Consider the following 16773-nt stretch of genomic DNA (forward strand, 5'->3'; position numbering starts at 1 on the left):
CGCTCCGGGGTTCCCTCGCTCCGGGCTTGCTCCCGGGAGGACCGCGCTGCAGGCCCCATCCTGGGGCCCAGCGCTTGACAGGCATCCATGCCTGTCACCTCCCTCCGCAAGCCCTGCGCTCGGCCTCCTGAAGTCGCGATCTGCAGTGCCTGAACTACCGCGCGCTTAGGAGCCAAAGCAAGAGCAAGAGCAAGAGCAAGAGCAAGAGCAAGAGCAAGAGCAAGAGCAAGAGCAAGAGCAAGAGCAATGGCAAGGGCAAGGGCAAGGGCAAGGGCAAGGGCAAGGGCAAGGGCAAGGGCAGACGCGGCGCCAGCCTGCATAGTTTAGTGCTGCATGGGCGCCACCCAGCGCCTGCGGCTGAACTTCAACCTCACCCGCAAACGCCGATGCTCATCGATCCCAAGCGCATCCCAGGGCACACATTGGCTGCGCCCCCACCCTGCCCCAACCGGTACGAATCTCAGCACTACGAGCGCGGGCAACGCGATGCTGTCACGACACAGCCGCACAGGCTGCCACCCCCGGGCCCGTGAAAACACCCACCAGCCGGCTCCGTCACGACGAAGCCCGGTGACAGCCTGAACATGCGTCAACAGAATACGACGCGGAATAGCCCACGCCGCATGAACACTACATGCAGCGATCACCAGCAGCCCCAACCAGAACGGTAACGGGCTGACAAGCACGGCGAACCAGGCGAGCGCCTGGCTGATCAGGTAGGCCACCAGCAACAGGCGTGAGCCCTGCCAGCGGCATTCGAACCACTCACTTGGGTTGGACACGGTCCAGGATGATGCGAACCATGCGCTGCAACTCCGGGTCCTCGGACTCGGTACGCTCCATGAACCAGCCGAACATGTCCTGGTCCTCACAGCTCAGCAGCCGAACATACAACTGACGATCGGTTTCGTTGAGGCTGGGGTAGACCTCCTGGGTGAAAGGCACTAGCAGGACGTCCAGTTCCAGCATACCGCGGCGGCTATGCCAGAAAAGCCGGTTGAGTTCAGTTTGTTCGACCATGGGGCCCTCCTCGAGTGGCCCGCCAGTATACAGTCAGCCGCGCGAAGCGACAGCCAACTGTTGGTCTAAGTCACCTACCTATTTTGTTACCAGCGTTCTATGATGGCCCCAGACTTTAAGCCACCGCGATGACCCATGGCCGATACCGCTTTCTTCTGCCCTCTGTCCCACGAAGGCATTCTCGCTGTCCGCGGCTCCGATGCAGGCAAGTTCCTGCAGGGCCAGCTGACCTGCAACATCAACTACCTCAGCCCCGAATACGCCAGCTTTGGCGCACGTTGCATGGTCAAGGGGCGCATGCAGTCCAGCTTCAGAATCTTGCCTGAAGGCAACGGTTACCTCCTGGCCATGGCCAGTGAATTGCTGGAGCCTCAGCTGGCCGACCTGAAGAAATACGCTGTGTTTTCCAAGGCCACCCTGACCGACGAAAGCGCCGCCTGGGTGCGTTTCGGCCTGCACGACGGCCAGGCAGCGCTTGTGGCACTGGGGCTGGAACTGGCGCCCGAAGCCGGCAGCACGGCGCGGCAGGAAGGGCTGATCGCTGTAACGGTCAGCACCGGCCGCACCGAGCTCTGGGTACCGGCAGATCAGGCAGGCGAGGTTCGCAAGACCCTGGCCGACACACTACCCGAAGCCGGCCTCAACCCATGGCTGCTGGGGCAGATCCGCGCCGGGATCGGTCAGGTGCTGGGGCCTACCCGCGAGCAGTTCATTCCGCAAATGATCAACCTGCAAGCCGTCGATGGCGTCAGCTTCAAGAAAGGGTGCTACACCGGCCAGGAAATCGTTGCACGCATGCAGTACCTGGGCAAGCTCAAGCGTCGCATGTACCGCCTGGCAATCGATCAGCAAACCCTGCCGGCACCTGGGGAGCAGCTCTTCTCCCCCGTGCATGGCTCCTCGGTAGGTGATGTGGTGATGGCGGCCAGCACCGGCAGTGGCTGTGAGCTGCTCGCGGTGATCGCAGCCGATGCCGTGGAGGATGGCAACCTGCACTTGGGTCATCTCGAAGGCCCGCCCCTGCAGGTACTGCCCCTGCCCTACGAACTGGACCGCGACAGGGAAATCCAACGCTGACCAGCCCCGCCCCGCTTTGACAGCGGGGCCGCTTCACCACTGCGGTAGACACGTCCATGAACAAGCTGGCCGAAATGGTCCAGGCGCAACTGCTGGATGCCATTGAAAAGGATGACCTGGTACTTCCGACTTTGCCTGAGGTTGCCTTGAGCATCCGCGAGGCCGCCGAAGACAGCGAGATCAGCGTGGCGGCCTTGAGCCGGGTGATCGGCCGCGATGCCGCCTTGTCGGCACGCCTGATCAAGGTGGTCAACAGCCCGCTGCTGCGGGCCACGGTCGAGGTGACCGAGCTGCACACGGCGATCACTCGCCTGGGCATCAACTACAGCTGCAACCTGGCCATCGGCCTGGTCATCGAGCAGATCTTCCACGCGCGTTCGCCTGCAGTTGAGCAAAAACTGCGCGAAATCTGGGCCAACAGCCTTGAGGTCGCCGGCATGAGTTACGAGTTGGCCCGGCGCTACACGCGGCTCAAGCCTGATCAGGCGGCACTGGGCGGCCTGGTCAACCAGATCGGCGCGCTGCCAGTTCTGATCTACGCCGAAGAGCACAACGAGCTGCTGTCCGATCCGGTCTGCCTGCACCATGTCATCGAACTGATCCAGCCCGTACTGGGCGACAAGATACTCAAGGCCTGGGAGTTTCCCGAACAGCTGGTCAAGCTGCCCGGCCTGGTTCAGGACCTGGATCGACAGACCGACCGCATCGACTACATCGATGTGGTCCAGATCGCCCGCTGCATCAGCCAGCGTGGGCGAGAGAGGCCGCTGGCGGCCTTGCCAGCCTACCGGCACCTGGGCTTGCCCATGGGGAGCGAGCTGCACGCCGAGGATCTGCTCGAAGCCCGCAGCTTGTTGCGCTGAGGGCTTCGCTCTGCCTGGCGGCCGGATTGATCCGAGCGCCCACGCTTAGTCAGCGATGAAACTCACCCGCACGCGCAGCCCGCCGTTGTCGCCATCATGCAGGCTGATCTGCGCCAGGTGAGCCCGGCAGATCTCCCCCACGATCGCGAGGCCCAACCCGCTGCCCTGGGCGCTACGGCGATAGAAGCGCTCGAACACCCGCTCGCGCTCGGCTTCTGGAATGCCGGGGCCGTCGTCCTCCACCTCGAGCACCGCAGGCGCGAGCACGCGCAGGATGACGTTGCCGCCCTTTGGGGTGTGGGCCAGGGCATTGTCGACCAGGTTGCTCAACAGCTCGTTGAGCAACGTCGGCTCGCCTTTGAGCCATACCGGTGCCTGCGCCTCGAGGGCCAGTGCAACGCCACGTTTGTGCGCCAACGGCGCCATGGCCATGCCCAGCTCGCGCGCCAGTTGGCTGAGGTCCAGGCGCTGGGCGCCCCCCTCGGCGATCGCACGCGCGCCGTTTTCCACACGCGCCAGTGAAAGCAACTGGTTGGCCAGGTGCGTCAATTTGTCGGTGCCCTGCGCCGCCGCTTCCAGCGTCTGGTGCCACTGTTGCGGCTCATTGGCGCGCAAACCCAGTTCCACCCGCGCTTTGAGCGCCGCCAGGGGCGTACGCAGCTCGTGGGCAGCATCGGCGATGAACTGCGCCTGGCGCTCGAACTGTGCACGCAAACGCTCGGTGAAGTGGTTGAGCGCCCCCACCAGTGGCCGCAATTCAGGCTGCACTTGTACCACCGGCAATGGGCGCAGATCGTCCGGCTGGCGCTCCTCGACCGCCGTGCGCAGGCGCTCGAGCGGTCGCAGCGCCGCACTGACGGCGAACCACACCATCACCAAAGCGCCCAGGGCCAACATGCCCAGACGCAGCAAGGTATCCCCCATCAGGCCCCGGGCCATGCTCACCCGCGCCTCATCGGTTTCAGCCACGCGAATTTCCGCCATGCCGTTCATGTTCGGCTCGCTCACCGCTTTGAGCAGGCTGACCACTCGCACGTTCTGCCCCAGATACGTCGCGTCATAGAATCGCGCCAAGGCGGGATAGTCGTCTGTACGCGGTGTACCAGACGGCGGGGGCGGCAGTTTTTCATACCCTGAAATCAGCCGTTGGTTGATGTCCAGGACCTGGTAGTAGATACGTCCTGCGCTGTCGTAGGCAAAGGTGTCGAGTGCCACATAGGGCACATCGGCGCTCAACGACCCGTCGCGTTGCGACAGGCCCGCAGCGATGGTACGGGCGGACGCCAGCAGTGTCCGGTCGTAGGCGGTGTCCGCCGCCTCGCGGCCGTTCCAGTAGGCACTGAGCCCACTGGCCAGCATCAGGACCACCAGCAGCAGCGCCAGATTACCCAGCAGGCGCCCACGCAGGCTGACATTCTCACGCATCGCGATGCTCGAGCAGGTAACCCAGGCCGCGGAAGGTGACGATGGCCACCGAATGGCCATCAAGCTTCTTGCGCAGGCGATGAACGTAGATCTCGATGGCATCGGGGCTGGCGTCCTCGTCCAGGCCGAACACCTGGGCCGCCAACTGCTCCTTGCTCATCACCCGGCCCGGCCGGGCGATCAAGGCTTCGAGCACACCCTGCTCGCGGGAAGTCAGGGACAACGGGGCCTCATCCAAGGTGAACCGTCGGGTATCGAGGTCGTACACCAGCGGCCCGCAGCGCTGCTGGCGTTCGCCCCCGAGCACACTACGGCGCAACAGCGCCTTGACCCGCGCCTCAAGCTCGGTCAGCTCGAACGGCTTGGCCAGGTAATCGTCAGCCCCCAGGTTCAGGCCATGGACCCGATCCTTGACGTCGCTGCGGGCGGTGAGCATCAGCACCGGTACGGTCTTGCCACGTCCGCGCAGACGGGCCAGCACCTCGAAGCCGTCCATGCGCGGCAAGCCCACGTCGAGCACGGCCACGGCGTAGTCCTCACTGCCAAGGGCCAGGTCGGCAGCCACCCCGTCATGCAGCACATCCACAGTCAGGCCCAGACTTTTCAAGGCCTGGGCCACACTGTCGGCCAATTGCAGATGATCTTCTACCAGCAGCACACGCATCGGATTGTCCCTGTTAGGTGGGGCGATGGCGCGGAGTGTACCCCGCCGCCGCGGCCTGTGAAGCCGGCGCGACAAACCTTTCACGCTGAAAGGTTAGCGAAAGGTTCGTTACCTAGCATCGCACCACGGTCGCCCCGAGCGCCGAATAAAGCACCAGCAAGGTGCAATCGAATAAGAACAAGAAACGGAGCCACAACGATGCTGTCATTGCAGCCGCAGGCGTTCGCACCTGCTCGTTCCCTCGCCGCACGCCCCAGCGCCATCGCCAGCGCCCTCGCGCTCGCCGGCGTCGCCCCGCTCAGCCAGGCCGCCTTCTTCGAAGACAGCACGGCCACCTTCGAAACCCGCAACATGTACTTCAATCGCGACTTTCGCGATGGCACCAGTGCGCAACAATCCAAGCGCGACGAATGGGCCCAGGGGTTCATGCTCAACCTCGAATCCGGTTACACCGAAGGTACCGTAGGCTTCGGCGTGGATGCGCTGGGCATGATGGGCATCAAGCTCGATTCAAGCCCTGACCGTACCGGCAGTGGCCTGCTGCCCACCCATGACAATGGCAAGGCTGCCGACGAGTACTCAAAGCTCGGCCTGACCGCCAAGGCCAAGATTTCCAAGACCGAACTGAAGATCGGCACCCTGATCCCTTCCCTGCCCACCCTGCGCCCCAACGATGGCCGCATTCTGCCGCAAACCTTCGAAGGCGGTTTGCTTACCTCCAAGGAAATCAAGGGCCTGACCTTCACTGGTGGGCGCCTGGACAAGGCAAAGGACCGTGACGACACCAACTGGGAAGACCTGGCACTGAACAACAAGAACGGCCGCTTCGGTGGCTCGTTCAGCGCAGACAACCTGTCGCTGGCGGGGCTGGACTATCAGTTCAGCGACCGGTTGACCGGCAGCTATCACTTCGCCCAACTGGATGACATCTACCGCCAGCACTTCATCGGCCTGCTCGCCACCCAAGCGGTAGGCCCAGGCGCACTGGCCTTCGACCTGCGCCTGGCGCTGAGCGATGACGCAGGGGCTGCCAGGGCCGGCAGCATCGACAACACCACCTTCAACGGCATGGTCAGTTATGCCCTGGGTGGGCACAAGTTCAGCGCCGGCTGGCAGCAGCTGACCGGCGACAGCGCGTTCCCCTATGTCGATGGCGCCGACCCCTACCTGGTCAACTTCGTCCAGATCAACGACTTCGCCAATGCCGACGAGCGCTCCTGGCAGGCCCGCTACGACTACAACTTTGCCGCACTCGGCGTGCCTGGTCTGACGTTCCTGACCCGCTATATCAGCGGCGACAACGTCAGCCGTGCCAGCGGTGGCGAGGGCAAGGAATGGGAGCGTGATACCGAGCTGAAATACGTGGTGCAGAACGGCCCGCTCAAAAACGTGGCGGTGCGCCTGCGAAACGCGACCTTCCGCTCCAATTTCGCCCGTGACGCCGACGAAGTGCGGCTGCTGGTGAGCTACAGCGTCGCCCTGTGGTAACCCGATAACAACAACGCCTACGGAGATAGACCATGACCTTTTCACTGCGCCGTATCGTACTGGCAACCGGCTGCCTGCTGCTGGCAGGCAATGCCCTGGCCGCCGAACCCAAACGCCCCGAATGCATCGCCCCGGCCTCGCCTGGCGGCGGCTTCGACCTGACCTGCAAGCTGGTGCAAAGCGCCTTGGTGCAGGAGAAGATCCTGAGCAAGCCCATGCGCGTGACCTACATGCCTGGCGGTGTCGGCGCTGTGGCCTACAACGCGGTAGTAGCCCAACGCCCAGCCGATGCCGGGACCCTGGTGGCCTGGTCGAGCGGTTCGCTGCTGAACCTGGCCCAGGGCAAGTTCGGTCGCTTCGATGAAAATGCAGTGAAATGGCTGGCTGCCGTCGGTACCAGCTACGGCGCGATCGCAGTCAAGAGCGACTCGCCCTACAAAACCCTCGACGACCTGGTCGCGGCGCTGAAGAAAGATCCGAGCAAGGTGGTGATCGGCTCCGGCGGCACCGTAGGCAGCCAGGACTGGATGCAAACCGCCCTGATCGCCAAGGCTGCCGGCATCAACCCACGCGACCTGCGCTACGTGGCACTTGAAGGCGGCGGCGAAATCGCCACGGCATTGCTCGGCGGCCATATCCAGGTAGGCTCCACCGACATCTCCGACTCCATGCCGCACATCGAGAGCGGCAACATGCGCCTGCTGGCCGTGTTCTCGGAAAAACGCCTGGACGACCCGGCCATGAAGGACATCCCCACTGCCAAGGAACAGGGCTATGACATCGTCTGGCCTGTGGTGCGCGGCTTCTACCTCGGCCCGAAAGTGAGCGACGAAGACTACGCCTGGTGGAAAGCCTCGTTCGACAAGATACTGGCCTCCGAAGACTTCGCCAAATTGCGTGACCAGCGTGAGCTGTTCCCCTTCGCCATGACGGGTGAAGAGCTCGATGGCTACGTCAAGAAGCAAGTCGCTGACTACAAGATGCTGGCCAAGGAATTCGGCCTGGTGCAGTAACCCAGGCTGCCGGTTTTTCCTGGCAGGAGCAGGCAGACGCTGCCGTGCATGGCCTGGGCCTTGGCCCAGGTTCACGGGTGTGCCGCTCCCATCGCTACTTACCGAGGATTCCTCCATGATCCTGCAACGCATCTTCGCCCTGATTCTGCTGGCCGTGTGCGCCGCCCTGGCCGTGATGGCCTGGCCGTATCAGGCGGCGTTTTCCTATGAGCCGGTAGGCCCACGTGCCTACCCGCTGCTGATGCTCGGCCTGATGAGCCTGGGCTTGCTGTACATGGCGATCCGCCCCACGCCGATCGTGCACAAGGACGACGAGCCGGCGTTGGACAAGGCGACCCTGACCAAGATCGCTGCCTGCATCGGCCTGCTGCTGATTTTCGCGGCCACCTTCGAGTCCCTTGGCTTCATCCTCAGCGCCATCCTGGCCGGTGTGCCCATGGCGCGCCTGTATGGCGGTCGCTGGCTGCACAGCGTCATCGTCGTGGTGGGCATGAGCCTTTTCCTCTACTGGCTGTTCGACCGCGTCATGGACGTGCCCCTGCCCCTTGGCCTGCTGAGCGTACTGGAGAACTGACACATGGATACCTTGAGCTACCTGGGCCAGGGCTTCGGCGTCGCCCTGTCCCCTTACAACCTGGTCACTGCCCTGTCCGGCACGCTGATCGGTACCGTCGTCGGCCTGCTGCCGGGCCTGGGCCCGATCAATGGCGTGGCCCTGCTGATTCCCATCGCCTTCGCCCTGGGCCTGCCTCCGGAGTCGGCGCTGATCCTGCTGGCTGCGGTGTACCTGGGCTGCGAGTACGGTGGCCGGATCAGCTCGATCCTGCTAAACATCCCGGGCGAAGCGTCGACCGTGATGACCACCCTGGACGGCTACCCAATGGCCCGCCAGGGCTTGGCGGGCGTGGCCCTGTCCCTGTCGGCCTGGAGCTCGTTCATCGGCGCTTTCATCGCCACCTGCGGCATGGTGCTGTTCGCCCCGCTGCTGGCCAAGTGGGCAATCGCCTTCGGCCCGGCCGAGTATTTCGTGCTGATGGTGTTCGCCATTGTCGCCCTGGGCGGTATGGCCGGCGACAAGCCGCTCAAGACCTTCATCGCCGCCTTGATCGGCCTGTTTTTGTCGGCGGTGGGCATCGACGCCAACAGTGGCGTGTACCGCTTCACCGGTGACAGCGTGCACTTGGCCGACGGCATTCAGTTCGTCGTGCTGGTGCTGGGCCTGTTCTCGATCAGCGAAATTCTGTTGCTGCTGGAAAAGACCCACCACGGCCACCAGGCAGTCAAGGCCACCGGGCGCATGCTGTTCAACTTCAAGGAAGCGGCGTCGGTGTTCGCGGTGAACATTCGCTGCGGCCTGCTGGGCTTCGTGATGGGCGTGTTACCAGGCGCAGGTGCCACGCTGGCCAGTGCGGTGGCCTACATGACCGAAAAACGCATGGCCGGTGCCAGCGGCAAGTTCGGCAAGGGTGACGCCCGTGGCCTGGCTGCACCGGAAACGGCCATCGGCGCCTCCTGCTGTGGCGCCCTGGTGCCCATGCTGACCCTTGGCGTACCGGGTTCGGGAACCACGGCGGTGATGATCGGCGCGCTGACCCTCTACAACATCACCCCTGGCCCGCTGCTGTTCGAACAGCAACCTGACATCGTCTGGGGCCTGATCGCGTCGCTGTTCATCGCCAACATCATGCTGGTGATCCTGAACATCCCGATGATCCGCATCTTCACCCGCATCCTGGCCGTACCGAACTGGGCCCTGGTGCCGGTGATCGCCATCATCACCGGGATCGGCGTCTACGCCGTGCATGCCACCACCTTCGACCTGTTCCTGATGGTCGGCATCGGCATCATGGGCTACATCCTGCGCAAGCTGGACTTCCCGCTTTCGCCGATTCTGCTGGGCTTCATTCTGGGTGGCCTGATGGAGCAGAACCTGCGCCGTGCATTGTCGATCTCCAATGGCGAGCTGGGCATTCTCTGGTCGAGCCCGATCAGCATGGGTGTCTGGGCACTGGTAGCGCTCATGCTCGCGCTGCCCATGGTGCGCATCTGGCGCAAACGCAGCCTTCAGCGCCGGGCCATGGCCGATGCCTGATCGCGCGTTGCCGCTGTACTGGGCAACTGGGCTGGTCGGCCTTGCTGGCGGTTTCGCCGCCAGCAAGGTCGGCTGGCCTTTGCCGTGGATGGTCGGCTCGCTGCTGGCGATCATCGCGGTACGTTGCCTGAGCCCTTGGCAGTTGCCAGAGATACCCAATGGCCGGCGCTGCGGGCAATGCATCATCGGCCTGGGCATCGGCCTGCACTTCACGCCCCAGGTCATCGAGCAAGTGGGCAGCCATTTCGCCCTGATCTTCTTCGGCGCCTTGTTCACCACGGTCTCAAGCGTGCTTGGCGTGTGGTTGTTGCGCCGCTCGGGTGAGGACCGCGCCACCGCGTTCTTTGCCAGCATGCCAGGCGGCTCCGGTGAAATGGTCAACCTCGGTGCGCGCAATGGCGCGGTACTGAGCCAGGTAGCCGCAGCCCAGAGCCTGCGCGTGCTGGCCGTGGTGCTGTGCGTGCCGGCGCTGTTCAAGCTGCTGCTGGGCGATGGCGTAGCGCTCAACCACACCGGCAGCGTCAGCTGGGCCTGGCTGGCCCTCATCGCACCGCTGGGGGTGGCCGCCGGGTGGCTCTGGCAGCGGCTGCAACAGCCCAACCCATGGCTGTTCGGGCCGCTGCTGGTGGCAGCCACCTTCAGCCTGGCCGCCGACTTGCAGATTGCCCTGCCCAATGGCGCCAGTCAGATCGGCCAATGGCTGATCGGCAGCGGCCTGGCCTGCCACTTCAACCGTGCGTTCTTCCGCCGAGCCCCGGCATTTCTGGGGCGCACGCTGGTGGCGACTGCCTTGAGCATGGCCCTGGCTGGCGCTGCCGCCTGGGGCTTGAGCCTGCTGACAGCCTTGGACCTGCGCTCACTGACGCTGGGCATGATGCCCGGGGGCATCGCTGAAATGAGCCTGACCGCCGAAACGCTGCAACTGTCGGTGCCCCTGGTGACCGCTTTGCAAGTGATGCGCCTGCTCTTCGTGCTGTTCCTGGCCGAGCCCCTGTTCCGTTACTGGATGAGCACGCGGCCCTCATGACCTGTGGGGCCTGACGGCCCCGCCTGGCTCACAGCGGTGGCAACGCCCAGTTGATGGGCGCTAGCCCGCGCTGCTCGAGAAAACCGTTGGCACGGCTGAAATGTCCACAGCCAAGAAAACCGCGGTACGCCGACAACGGCGAGGGGTGCACAGACTTGAGCACCAGGTGCTTGGTGCCGTCGATCAGCTTCTGCTTGCTCTGCGCATGGGAGCCCCACAGCAGAAACACCACGTGCTCGCACTGTTCGCTGACCACCTCGATGATACGGTCGGTGAAGAACTCCCAGCCTTTCTTGGCATGGGATGCCGCGTTGCCCCGCTCCACGGTCATGGTGGTATTGAGCAGCAACACACCCTGCTCGGCCCAGCTTTGCAGGTAGCCATGGTTGGGGATGGGAATATTCAGATCGCGATGCAGCTCCTTGTAGATGTTCACCAGCGACGGCGGCGTCGGCACGCCAGGCTGCACCGAGAAGCACAGGCCATGGGCCTGCCCTGGGCCGTGGTACGGGTCCTGGCCGAGGATCACCACCTTGACCTGATCCAGGGGGGTGGAGTTGAGTGCATTGAAGATCAGCGGGCCAGGCGGGTAGATCTGCTTGCCGGCGGCATATTCACCACGCAGGAACTCGCGCAACTGCTGCATGTAAGGCTGCTCGAACTCGGCACGCAAGGCGGCTTTCCAACTGGGCTCGAGTTTGATGCGATCGTCGTCAGTCATGTGGGCTTCCGTAAACAATGGGGCGACACTAGGGGTGACACCGACGCTTGTCAAACGATCCGACCAGTGCCCGGCGGGATCGACCAGGCAGGCCATACTTGAGCGGTGACCTGAATGAGGTAAGCCATGAGCATTCACTGCCAAGTCCTGACAGGCGCCGACGGCGCTCGCCTGGGCATCGTCACCCTCGATGCGCCAAGGGCGCTCAATGCCCTCGACCTGCCAATGATAGAGACGCTGGCCGAGCAGTTGCACAGCTGGGCGCAAGACCCGGGCATCGCCTGTGTGCTGCTGCGTGGCAATGGCGCCAAGGCCTTCTGCGCCGGTGGCGACGTGCGGGCGCTGGCCCAGGCGTGCCGCGAGCAGCCTGGCAGCGTGCCACCGCTGGCCGCGTCGTTCTTCGCCGCCGAATATCGCCTGGACCATGCCCTGCACACTTATCCCAAGCCGCTGCTGTGCTGGGGCCATGGCCATGTGCTGGGCGGCGGCATGGGTTTGCTTCAGGGCGCCAACGTACGCATCGTGACCCCCAGCAGCGTATTGGCCATGCCAGAGATCAGCATTGGTCTGTACCCCGATGTCGGGGCCAGTTGGTACCTGGCCCGCTTGCCGGGCAAGCTGGGGTTGTTCCTGGGGCTCACCGGTGCGCCTGTCAATGCGCGCGATGCGCTGGACCTGGGGCTGGCCGACCGCTTCATGGGCGAAGACCGACAAGCGGCGTTGATCGATGAACTGCTGCAGGTGAACTGGCAGGAGCAGACCGCGCTCCAGCTCAACAGCCTGTTCAGGGCTGAGGAGCATTGTGCCCGCCAAACGCTACCCACAGCCCAGTGGTTGCCGCGCCGCGCGCTCATCGACGCATTGCTCGATGTCACCTGCGCAGGCGCTGCCTGGCGGGCCGTGGCGGGCCTGCGCCAGCACGAGGACCCACTGCTCTCGGCAGCCGCCGAGCGCATGCTGGCGGGCTGCCCGCTGACGGCTCATCTGGTGTGGGAGCAGATCCGTCGGGCCCGGTACTTGTCACTGGCGCAGGTGCTGCAGATGGAGTACGCCATGAGCCTGAACTGCTGTCGCCACCCTGAGTTCAGCGAAGGGGTGCGCGCACGCCTGCTGGACAAGGATCACCAGCCACGCTGGCACTGGCCGGATGTGGACCATGTGCCCGCAGCCGTGGTACAGGCACACTTCCAAGCACCCTGGGAAGGCCATCACCCACTGTCGGACCTGCACTAGCGGCGCGTAAGTGCCAGGGTGCTTGTCACCTGATCAGTGTCCTCGTCCACGCCTGTCACCCCAGCCGCCTTGATGTCGACCTCCATCCTGATAGCGCGGGCCATCGTTGCGGTAGTCGTGCCGGTCACGGTCACGCCTGTAGTCCCAGCGCTGGCGATGACCATAATCGTAGCGCGGGTTGCCGTGCCAGCGGCGCACGTCGGGCGGCGGCAACGGTCGGTAGCCGGGCGGCGCATGGTAACGAGGCACCGGTTGGTAGTAGTAGCGCGGTTGTGGCGCCACCGGATAACGACCGTAGCGGTAATAGCCGGGCGCGTAGCCAGGCGAGACATACCGGTCCGTGACGTAATAGTCGGAGCGGTAGTAGGTCGACCGTCCAGCGTACGGCGCACAGGCGCCAAGCGTCAGCCCGAGCAGGGCCACAAGCAGAATTCGATAGGACATAGGCGGCCTCCCGGACCGCTGAGGTGCCCGCACAGCGAACGCTGCCGAGCGTCGATGCACAACACGTTGATCGACATGGAATCAGACAAGCGCCAACTCGTGCAGTGCCATACTGGTAATAATTTGATACAGCTGCAGCTTCCAAACAAAATCTTGCAGTTATTTAGTGCCCAGAACACTAGAATGTGCGGCCCGGCACACATCATGGGAAGATCATGCCTTCACGCTCCGCTCCGTCATCGCAGCGTTCGTTAATCGCCGCCCTGCTGATGCTGCTGGCCTGCGGTTTCCTCGCCACGTCGCTGCTGAGTTATTTCTCCTCGCGCAGCGCCATACGTGACGGCATCATCAATACCGAACTGCCCCTGACTTCCGACACGGTTTATTCGGAAATCCAGAAAGACCTGATCCGCCCTGTTCTGATCGCATCGATGATGGCCCAGGACACCTTCCTGCGTGACTGGGTGCTGGCCGGTGAGCAGGATGCCCAGCGCATGACCCGCTACCTGGGCGAGGTGACGGGCAAGCAGGACATCTTCACGTCCTTTTTCGTCTCCGAACGCACGCTGACCTACTACCAGGCCAAGGGCGTGCTTAAGCAGGTCCAGCCCCAGGCCTGGCGTGATGCCTGGTACTTCCGCCTGCGCGACCAGGCAGCGCCTTACGAGATCAATGTAGACCTGGACATGGCCAACCAGGACAACCTCACCGTGTTCATCAACTACAAGGTGCACGACTATCAGCAGCGCTTCATCGGCGCTGCGGGGGTAGGGCTGAGCGTTTCGACCGTGGTCAGGATGATCGACCAGTACCAACATCGCTATCAGCGATCCGTGGTCTTCGTCGACGCCCAGGGCAAGGTGTTGATGACAGGCTCGGGTGGTGGCCCGCAGGGCCTGCGCGTCGGCCAGTCGCTGGTCGACAGCCCAGACCTGGGCGGCGTGCTCGCACACCAGCCGGTGCCTGGCGAGGGCAGTCATGAATACCGTGACCTTGCAGGCCACAGCCATTTTCTGAACGTACGCCACTTGCCGGAACTGGACTGGTACCTGCTGGTGGACAAGCGCGAGACCGGGGCGCTGGACCGGATTCGTCATTCGCTGTACCTGAACCTGGCGATCTGCGCCATGATCACCCTCGTGGTGGTGGCCCTGGTGCATGCGATGGTGCGCCGCCACCAGGCCAGCACCGAAGCCCTGGCCACGCTCGACAGCCTGACCGGGCTGCCCAACCGACGCAGCTTCGACCTGCTGGCCGCCCAGGCGCTGCGCGAGGCCCAGCGTGACAACAGTCCGCTGGTGGCGTTGCTGATCGACCTGGACCACTTCAAAGTGCTCAACGACACCTATGGTCACCTGGCAGGCGACGAAGTGCTGCGCCAATTTGCCAATGTCCTGCAAGGCAGCATTCGCCAGTCCGATATACTCTGCCGCTGGGGAGGCGAGGAGTTCATCGTGCTGCTGCGTGAGGCCGATGCTTGCCAGGCGAACGAGGCTGCCGAAAAGATCCGGCGCCGCGCCGAGCAACTGACCTTCAGTTACGAAGACCAGCCGCTGCGCCTGACCACCAGCATCGGGGTCAGCCACCTGAAGTCAGGCGACACGTTGCATACCCTCCTGACCCGCGCCGACGGCGCCCTCTATCGTGCCAAACAGGCTGGCCGCAACCGTGTCTGCACTGAAACCTGATATGAACGACGATCAACACTGCCCCGCCTGCGGTGCCCTTAACCAGTGCACCCTGGCCGACCCTGCCCAGGCCACCCAGGCCTGCTGGTGCTTCAGTGTGCGCATCGACCCGGCCGTGCTGCAGGCCCTGCCTGCCGAACTGCGCGACCGTGCCTGCCTGTGCCCAAGCTGCGCGGGCGTCGAGGCCCAATTGGCATCGCCTGCTGGTTTCACCCATGCGCCTTGATCGTTTTCTTGCCAACCTGCCGACCTGCAACCGCCAGCATGCGCGCCTGATGCTGGCTCAACGTCGCGTGCGCGTCGATGGCCAGGTAACCAGCGACCCGCTGACGGAAGTGCGGGCGTTCAGCCGGGTCGAGCTGGACGATGAGGTGCTGCAGGCGGGCCACCCGCCACGCTACCTGATGCTGCACAAGCCGGCCGGTTGCGTCAGCGCCACCCACGACCCCCAGCATCCGACCGTCATGGATTTGCTGCCCGACGCGCTTGCGCAGGGTCTGCATATTGCCGGGCGCCTGGACTTCAATACCACCGGGCTGATGATCCTGACCAACGATGGCCAGTGGTCCCGGCGGCTGACCCAACCCACCACCAAGCTGCCCAAGCATTACCTGGTCGAAACCCAGGACGAGATCGGCGAGCACTACGTGGCCCGGTTTCAGGAGGGTTTCCACTTTGCTTTCGAAAACCTGACGACCCAACCGGCCGACCTGCAGATCCTCGGGCCGCGCCTGGCCCGGCTCGCCATCGTCGAAGGGCGCTACCATCAGGTCAAACGCATGTTCGGGTTCTACGACAATAAGGTGGTCAAGCTGCACCGGGAGCGCATGGGCGCCATCGCGCTGGACCTGGACCTGCCGCCAGGGGCATACCGTGAACTCACGCGCGAGGAAATCGCTGCCGTGTAGGCGAGCCTTAGGCGCATGGAGGGGAGCACGGGAAAACGGAGGGAAATGACGTTTTTTTATAACGCGGGCTTCTAATTTGCCGAACGTTCTGGTAAAAAGTGCAGCTCAGATGCGGGTATAGTTTAGTGGCAAAACGAAAGCTTCCCAAGCTTTAGTTGAGGGTTCGATTCCCTCTACCCGCTCCACCTTCAAGCCAGCGTTCACATGGCTTACGCTTCCTCTACCGCCCATCCTCATTGCGCACGTTGATGCTGCAGTACCGGCGCCGCTTCCCGCATGAAAATCTCGAGCGTCTTGGGCCCCACGCCTTCAAACCTCAGCAGCCAAGCGTTTACGTGCGCCATGTCCACTGCGTCGTCCAGCAGCACGTGGTCCATTTCCGCTTCAAGCCCTTTGCCCAACCGATGCAGCCGCCGGGCCGTGGATTCGTCGTAGCGTGCGTAACCGGCCTGACCCAGCAGCTTCACCAACGTGTGATGCGGGCACCTCGCCAGCTTGCCCGGTGTGTCCAGGCCGTGGGTATCGACCAGTACCTGATAGGCCTGGACCGCGACACTGGCGCGAATGCGCTTGCCGATCAGAAAGCTTGCAAGCAACCACTTGTAGAGGCCGCGCCCATGGCACTGGTGCATGTCGATGCCAAGCAGCGCGGCGCTGATCGGTATCAACCCTTGGTGCGCCGCGGGTCAGCGGCACGTGGGTAGGTGCGCTCTTCCTCGAGGGTGCCATCGGCCTTGTGGATCTTCACCGAGGCGGTCTTGCCCTCAAAGAAGGTGGCCAGCGACCCCACCAGTTCTTGCTTGGTCGCGCTGTGTTTCGAGGCACGCGCAGCACCTGCCTTCTTCAGTTCCCACCCGTCGTTGGCAGGGCTTACATGATAGGTGTCCATGAGGGATCTCCTGTTCAGGTAAAGACATGACGATCTATGTGTCGGTGTGGCCGGTGCTGGCTAGGCACTGCACCGTGACCACTCAATACCTTGGAGGGAATGAAGTCCGCTCGTGTTCACTTTCAATCCTCTGCAGATGCCCTCACCCTCACCAATGCACCCTACACGGCGCTGCCAGCTCTGGCACGGCGCACTCATGACCTGGGCTTGGCGTGGTAAAG

General features: G+C 63.7%; 19 protein-coding genes and 1 tRNA gene. 12 read left to right on the top strand and 8 right to left on the bottom strand.

Going from position 1 to position 16773, the window contains the following annotated elements; translation table 11 throughout:
- Positions 1-323 precede the first annotated feature (323 nt).
- Together CRP40_RS10715 and CRP40_RS10720 are read right to left on the bottom strand one after the other, a co-directional pair.
- Complete coding sequence (locus CRP40_RS10715) at positions 324-782, bottom strand: protein YgfX (protein ID WP_027914572.1); 459 nt, start codon at positions 780-782, stop codon at positions 324-326.
- Positions 766-1020 carry a succinate dehydrogenase assembly factor 2 gene (locus tag CRP40_RS10720; RefSeq protein ID WP_023534507.1) on the bottom strand — a complete coding sequence of 85 codons (255 nt, stop codon included), beginning with the start codon at positions 1018-1020 and terminating at the stop codon, positions 766-768. Before CRP40_RS10720 ends, CRP40_RS10715 begins: the two co-directional genes overlap by 17 nt.
- Positions 1021-1155: 135 nt before the next feature.
- On the opposite strand from CRP40_RS10720, the gene CRP40_RS10725 reads away from it, so the two are divergent.
- Complete coding sequence (locus CRP40_RS10725) at positions 1156-2097, top strand: folate-binding protein YgfZ (protein WP_027914571.1); 942 nt, start codon at positions 1156-1158, stop codon at positions 2095-2097.
- A gap of 56 nt (positions 2098-2153) precedes the next feature.
- Positions 2154-2960 carry an HDOD domain-containing protein gene (locus CRP40_RS10730; RefSeq protein ID WP_023534337.1) on the top strand — a complete coding sequence of 269 codons (807 nt, stop codon included), beginning with the start codon at positions 2154-2156 and terminating at the stop codon, positions 2958-2960.
- Positions 2961-3005: 45 nt separating this feature from the next.
- Here CRP40_RS10730 and CRP40_RS10735 read toward each other — a convergent pair whose 3' ends face one another.
- Both CRP40_RS10735 and CRP40_RS10740 read right to left on the bottom strand, forming a co-directional pair.
- Positions 3006-4385, bottom strand: a complete 1380-nt coding sequence (locus tag CRP40_RS10735; protein ID WP_027914570.1) for a sensor histidine kinase — start codon at positions 4383-4385, stop codon at positions 3006-3008.
- Positions 4378-5049, bottom strand: coding sequence for a response regulator (locus CRP40_RS10740; protein WP_027914569.1), 672 nt, complete (start codon positions 5047-5049; stop codon positions 4378-4380). Before CRP40_RS10740 ends, CRP40_RS10735 begins: the two co-directional genes overlap by 8 nt.
- Before the next feature lie 198 nt (positions 5050-5247).
- Between CRP40_RS10740 and CRP40_RS10745 the strand changes: the two genes are divergently transcribed.
- The 5 genes from CRP40_RS10745 (at position 5248) to CRP40_RS10765 (ending at position 10669) form a co-directional block, all read left to right on the top strand.
- Positions 5248-6537, top strand: coding sequence for an OprD family porin (locus CRP40_RS10745; RefSeq protein ID WP_027914568.1), 1290 nt, complete (start codon positions 5248-5250; stop codon positions 6535-6537).
- A gap of 32 nt (positions 6538-6569) precedes the next feature.
- Complete coding sequence (locus CRP40_RS10750) at positions 6570-7550, top strand: tripartite tricarboxylate transporter substrate binding protein (RefSeq protein WP_027914567.1); 981 nt, start codon at positions 6570-6572, stop codon at positions 7548-7550.
- 115 nt (positions 7551-7665) lie between these two features.
- Positions 7666-8124 (top strand): tripartite tricarboxylate transporter TctB family protein, encoded by a 459-nt coding sequence (locus CRP40_RS10755; RefSeq protein ID WP_027914566.1) that lies wholly within the window; start codon positions 7666-7668, stop codon positions 8122-8124.
- A gap of 3 nt (positions 8125-8127) precedes the next feature.
- On the top strand, positions 8128-9642 hold the full coding sequence (locus tag CRP40_RS10760) for a tripartite tricarboxylate transporter permease (RefSeq protein ID WP_023534356.1): 1515 nt from the start codon (positions 8128-8130) through the stop codon (positions 9640-9642).
- Positions 9635-10669, top strand: a complete 1035-nt coding sequence (locus tag CRP40_RS10765; protein ID WP_027914565.1) for an AbrB family transcriptional regulator — start codon at positions 9635-9637, stop codon at positions 10667-10669. The genes CRP40_RS10760 and CRP40_RS10765 overlap by 8 nt, the downstream gene beginning before the upstream one ends.
- Positions 10670-10697: 28 nt before the next feature.
- Here CRP40_RS10765 and ung read toward each other — a convergent pair whose 3' ends face one another.
- On the bottom strand, positions 10698-11390 hold the full coding sequence (gene ung, locus CRP40_RS10770; protein WP_027914564.1) for a uracil-DNA glycosylase: 693 nt from the start codon (positions 11388-11390) through the stop codon (positions 10698-10700).
- 126 nt (positions 11391-11516) lie between these two features.
- Between ung and CRP40_RS10775 the strand changes: the two genes are divergently transcribed.
- Complete coding sequence (locus CRP40_RS10775) at positions 11517-12623, top strand: enoyl-CoA hydratase/isomerase family protein (RefSeq protein ID WP_027914563.1); 1107 nt, start codon at positions 11517-11519, stop codon at positions 12621-12623.
- Between the two features lie 33 nt (positions 12624-12656).
- Here the strand turns inward: CRP40_RS10775 and CRP40_RS10780 are convergent, their stop codons facing one another.
- A complete protein-coding gene (locus tag CRP40_RS10780) occupies positions 12657-13067 on the bottom strand; it encodes a hypothetical protein (RefSeq protein ID WP_027914562.1) in 411 nt (136 codons plus the stop codon).
- Positions 13068-13282: 215 nt separating this feature from the next.
- On the opposite strand from CRP40_RS10780, the gene CRP40_RS10785 reads away from it, so the two are divergent.
- The 4 genes from CRP40_RS10785 (at position 13283) to CRP40_RS10800 (ending at position 15848) form a co-directional block, all read left to right on the top strand.
- On the top strand, positions 13283-14755 hold the full coding sequence (locus CRP40_RS10785) for a diguanylate cyclase (protein WP_027914561.1): 1473 nt from the start codon (positions 13283-13285) through the stop codon (positions 14753-14755).
- Position 14756: 1 nt separating this feature from the next.
- Complete coding sequence (locus CRP40_RS10790; RefSeq protein ID WP_027914560.1) at positions 14757-14981, top strand: cysteine-rich CWC family protein; 225 nt, start codon at positions 14757-14759, stop codon at positions 14979-14981.
- Entirely contained in the window at positions 14971-15663 is a 693-nt protein-coding gene (locus CRP40_RS10795; protein ID WP_027914559.1) for a pseudouridine synthase, read from the top strand. The genes CRP40_RS10790 and CRP40_RS10795 overlap by 11 nt, the downstream gene beginning before the upstream one ends.
- A 111-nt stretch (positions 15664-15774) precedes the next feature.
- Positions 15775-15848: transfer RNA gene (locus tag CRP40_RS10800), tRNA-Gly, on the top strand.
- Between the two features lie 48 nt (positions 15849-15896).
- Here the strand turns inward: CRP40_RS10800 and CRP40_RS10805 are convergent.
- Positions 15897-16331, bottom strand: coding sequence for a DNA methylase (locus CRP40_RS10805; RefSeq protein WP_173645883.1), 435 nt, complete (start codon positions 16329-16331; stop codon positions 15897-15899).
- Positions 16328-16552, bottom strand: coding sequence for a DUF2188 domain-containing protein (locus CRP40_RS10810; RefSeq protein ID WP_027914557.1), 225 nt, complete (start codon positions 16550-16552; stop codon positions 16328-16330). The genes CRP40_RS10805 and CRP40_RS10810 overlap by 4 nt, the downstream gene beginning before the upstream one ends.
- Between the last annotated feature and the right edge of the window lie 221 nt (positions 16553-16773).

This window comes from Pseudomonas sp. URMO17WK12:I9 (assembly GCF_900230165.1).
In the GTDB taxonomy this organism is placed as follows: domain Bacteria; phylum Pseudomonadota; class Gammaproteobacteria; order Pseudomonadales; family Pseudomonadaceae; genus Aquipseudomonas; species Aquipseudomonas fulva.

Coding starts and splice junctions, on each gene's coding strand:
- CRP40_RS10720 (WP_023534507.1), bottom strand. CDS start 1,020: ATGGTCGAACAAACTGAACTCAACCGGCTTTTCTGGCATAGCCGCCGC.
- CRP40_RS10725 (WP_027914571.1), top strand. CDS start 1,156: ATGGCCGATACCGCTTTCTTCTGCCCTCTGTCCCACGAAGGCATTCTC.
- CRP40_RS10730 (WP_023534337.1), top strand. CDS start 2,154: ATGAACAAGCTGGCCGAAATGGTCCAGGCGCAACTGCTGGATGCCATT.
- CRP40_RS10735 (WP_027914570.1), bottom strand. CDS start 4,385: ATGCGTGAGAATGTCAGCCTGCGTGGGCGCCTGCTGGGTAATCTGGCG.
- CRP40_RS10740 (WP_027914569.1), bottom strand. CDS start 5,049: ATGCGTGTGCTGCTGGTAGAAGATCATCTGCAATTGGCCGACAGTGTG.
- CRP40_RS10745 (WP_027914568.1), top strand. CDS start 5,248: ATGCTGTCATTGCAGCCGCAGGCGTTCGCACCTGCTCGTTCCCTCGCC.
- CRP40_RS10750 (WP_027914567.1), top strand. CDS start 6,570: ATGACCTTTTCACTGCGCCGTATCGTACTGGCAACCGGCTGCCTGCTG.
- CRP40_RS10755 (WP_027914566.1), top strand. CDS start 7,666: ATGATCCTGCAACGCATCTTCGCCCTGATTCTGCTGGCCGTGTGCGCC.
- CRP40_RS10760 (WP_023534356.1), top strand. CDS start 8,128: ATGGATACCTTGAGCTACCTGGGCCAGGGCTTCGGCGTCGCCCTGTCC.
- CRP40_RS10765 (WP_027914565.1), top strand. CDS start 9,635: ATGCCTGATCGCGCGTTGCCGCTGTACTGGGCAACTGGGCTGGTCGGC.
- ung (WP_027914564.1), bottom strand. CDS start 11,390: ATGACTGACGACGATCGCATCAAACTCGAGCCCAGTTGGAAAGCCGCC.
- CRP40_RS10775 (WP_027914563.1), top strand. CDS start 11,517: ATGAGCATTCACTGCCAAGTCCTGACAGGCGCCGACGGCGCTCGCCTG.
- CRP40_RS10780 (WP_027914562.1), bottom strand. CDS start 13,067: ATGTCCTATCGAATTCTGCTTGTGGCCCTGCTCGGGCTGACGCTTGGC.
- CRP40_RS10785 (WP_027914561.1), top strand. CDS start 13,283: ATGCCTTCACGCTCCGCTCCGTCATCGCAGCGTTCGTTAATCGCCGCC.
- CRP40_RS10790 (WP_027914560.1), top strand. CDS start 14,757: ATGAACGACGATCAACACTGCCCCGCCTGCGGTGCCCTTAACCAGTGC.
- CRP40_RS10795 (WP_027914559.1), top strand. CDS start 14,971: ATGCGCCTTGATCGTTTTCTTGCCAACCTGCCGACCTGCAACCGCCAG.
- CRP40_RS10810 (WP_027914557.1), bottom strand. CDS start 16,552: ATGGACACCTATCATGTAAGCCCTGCCAACGACGGGTGGGAACTGAAG.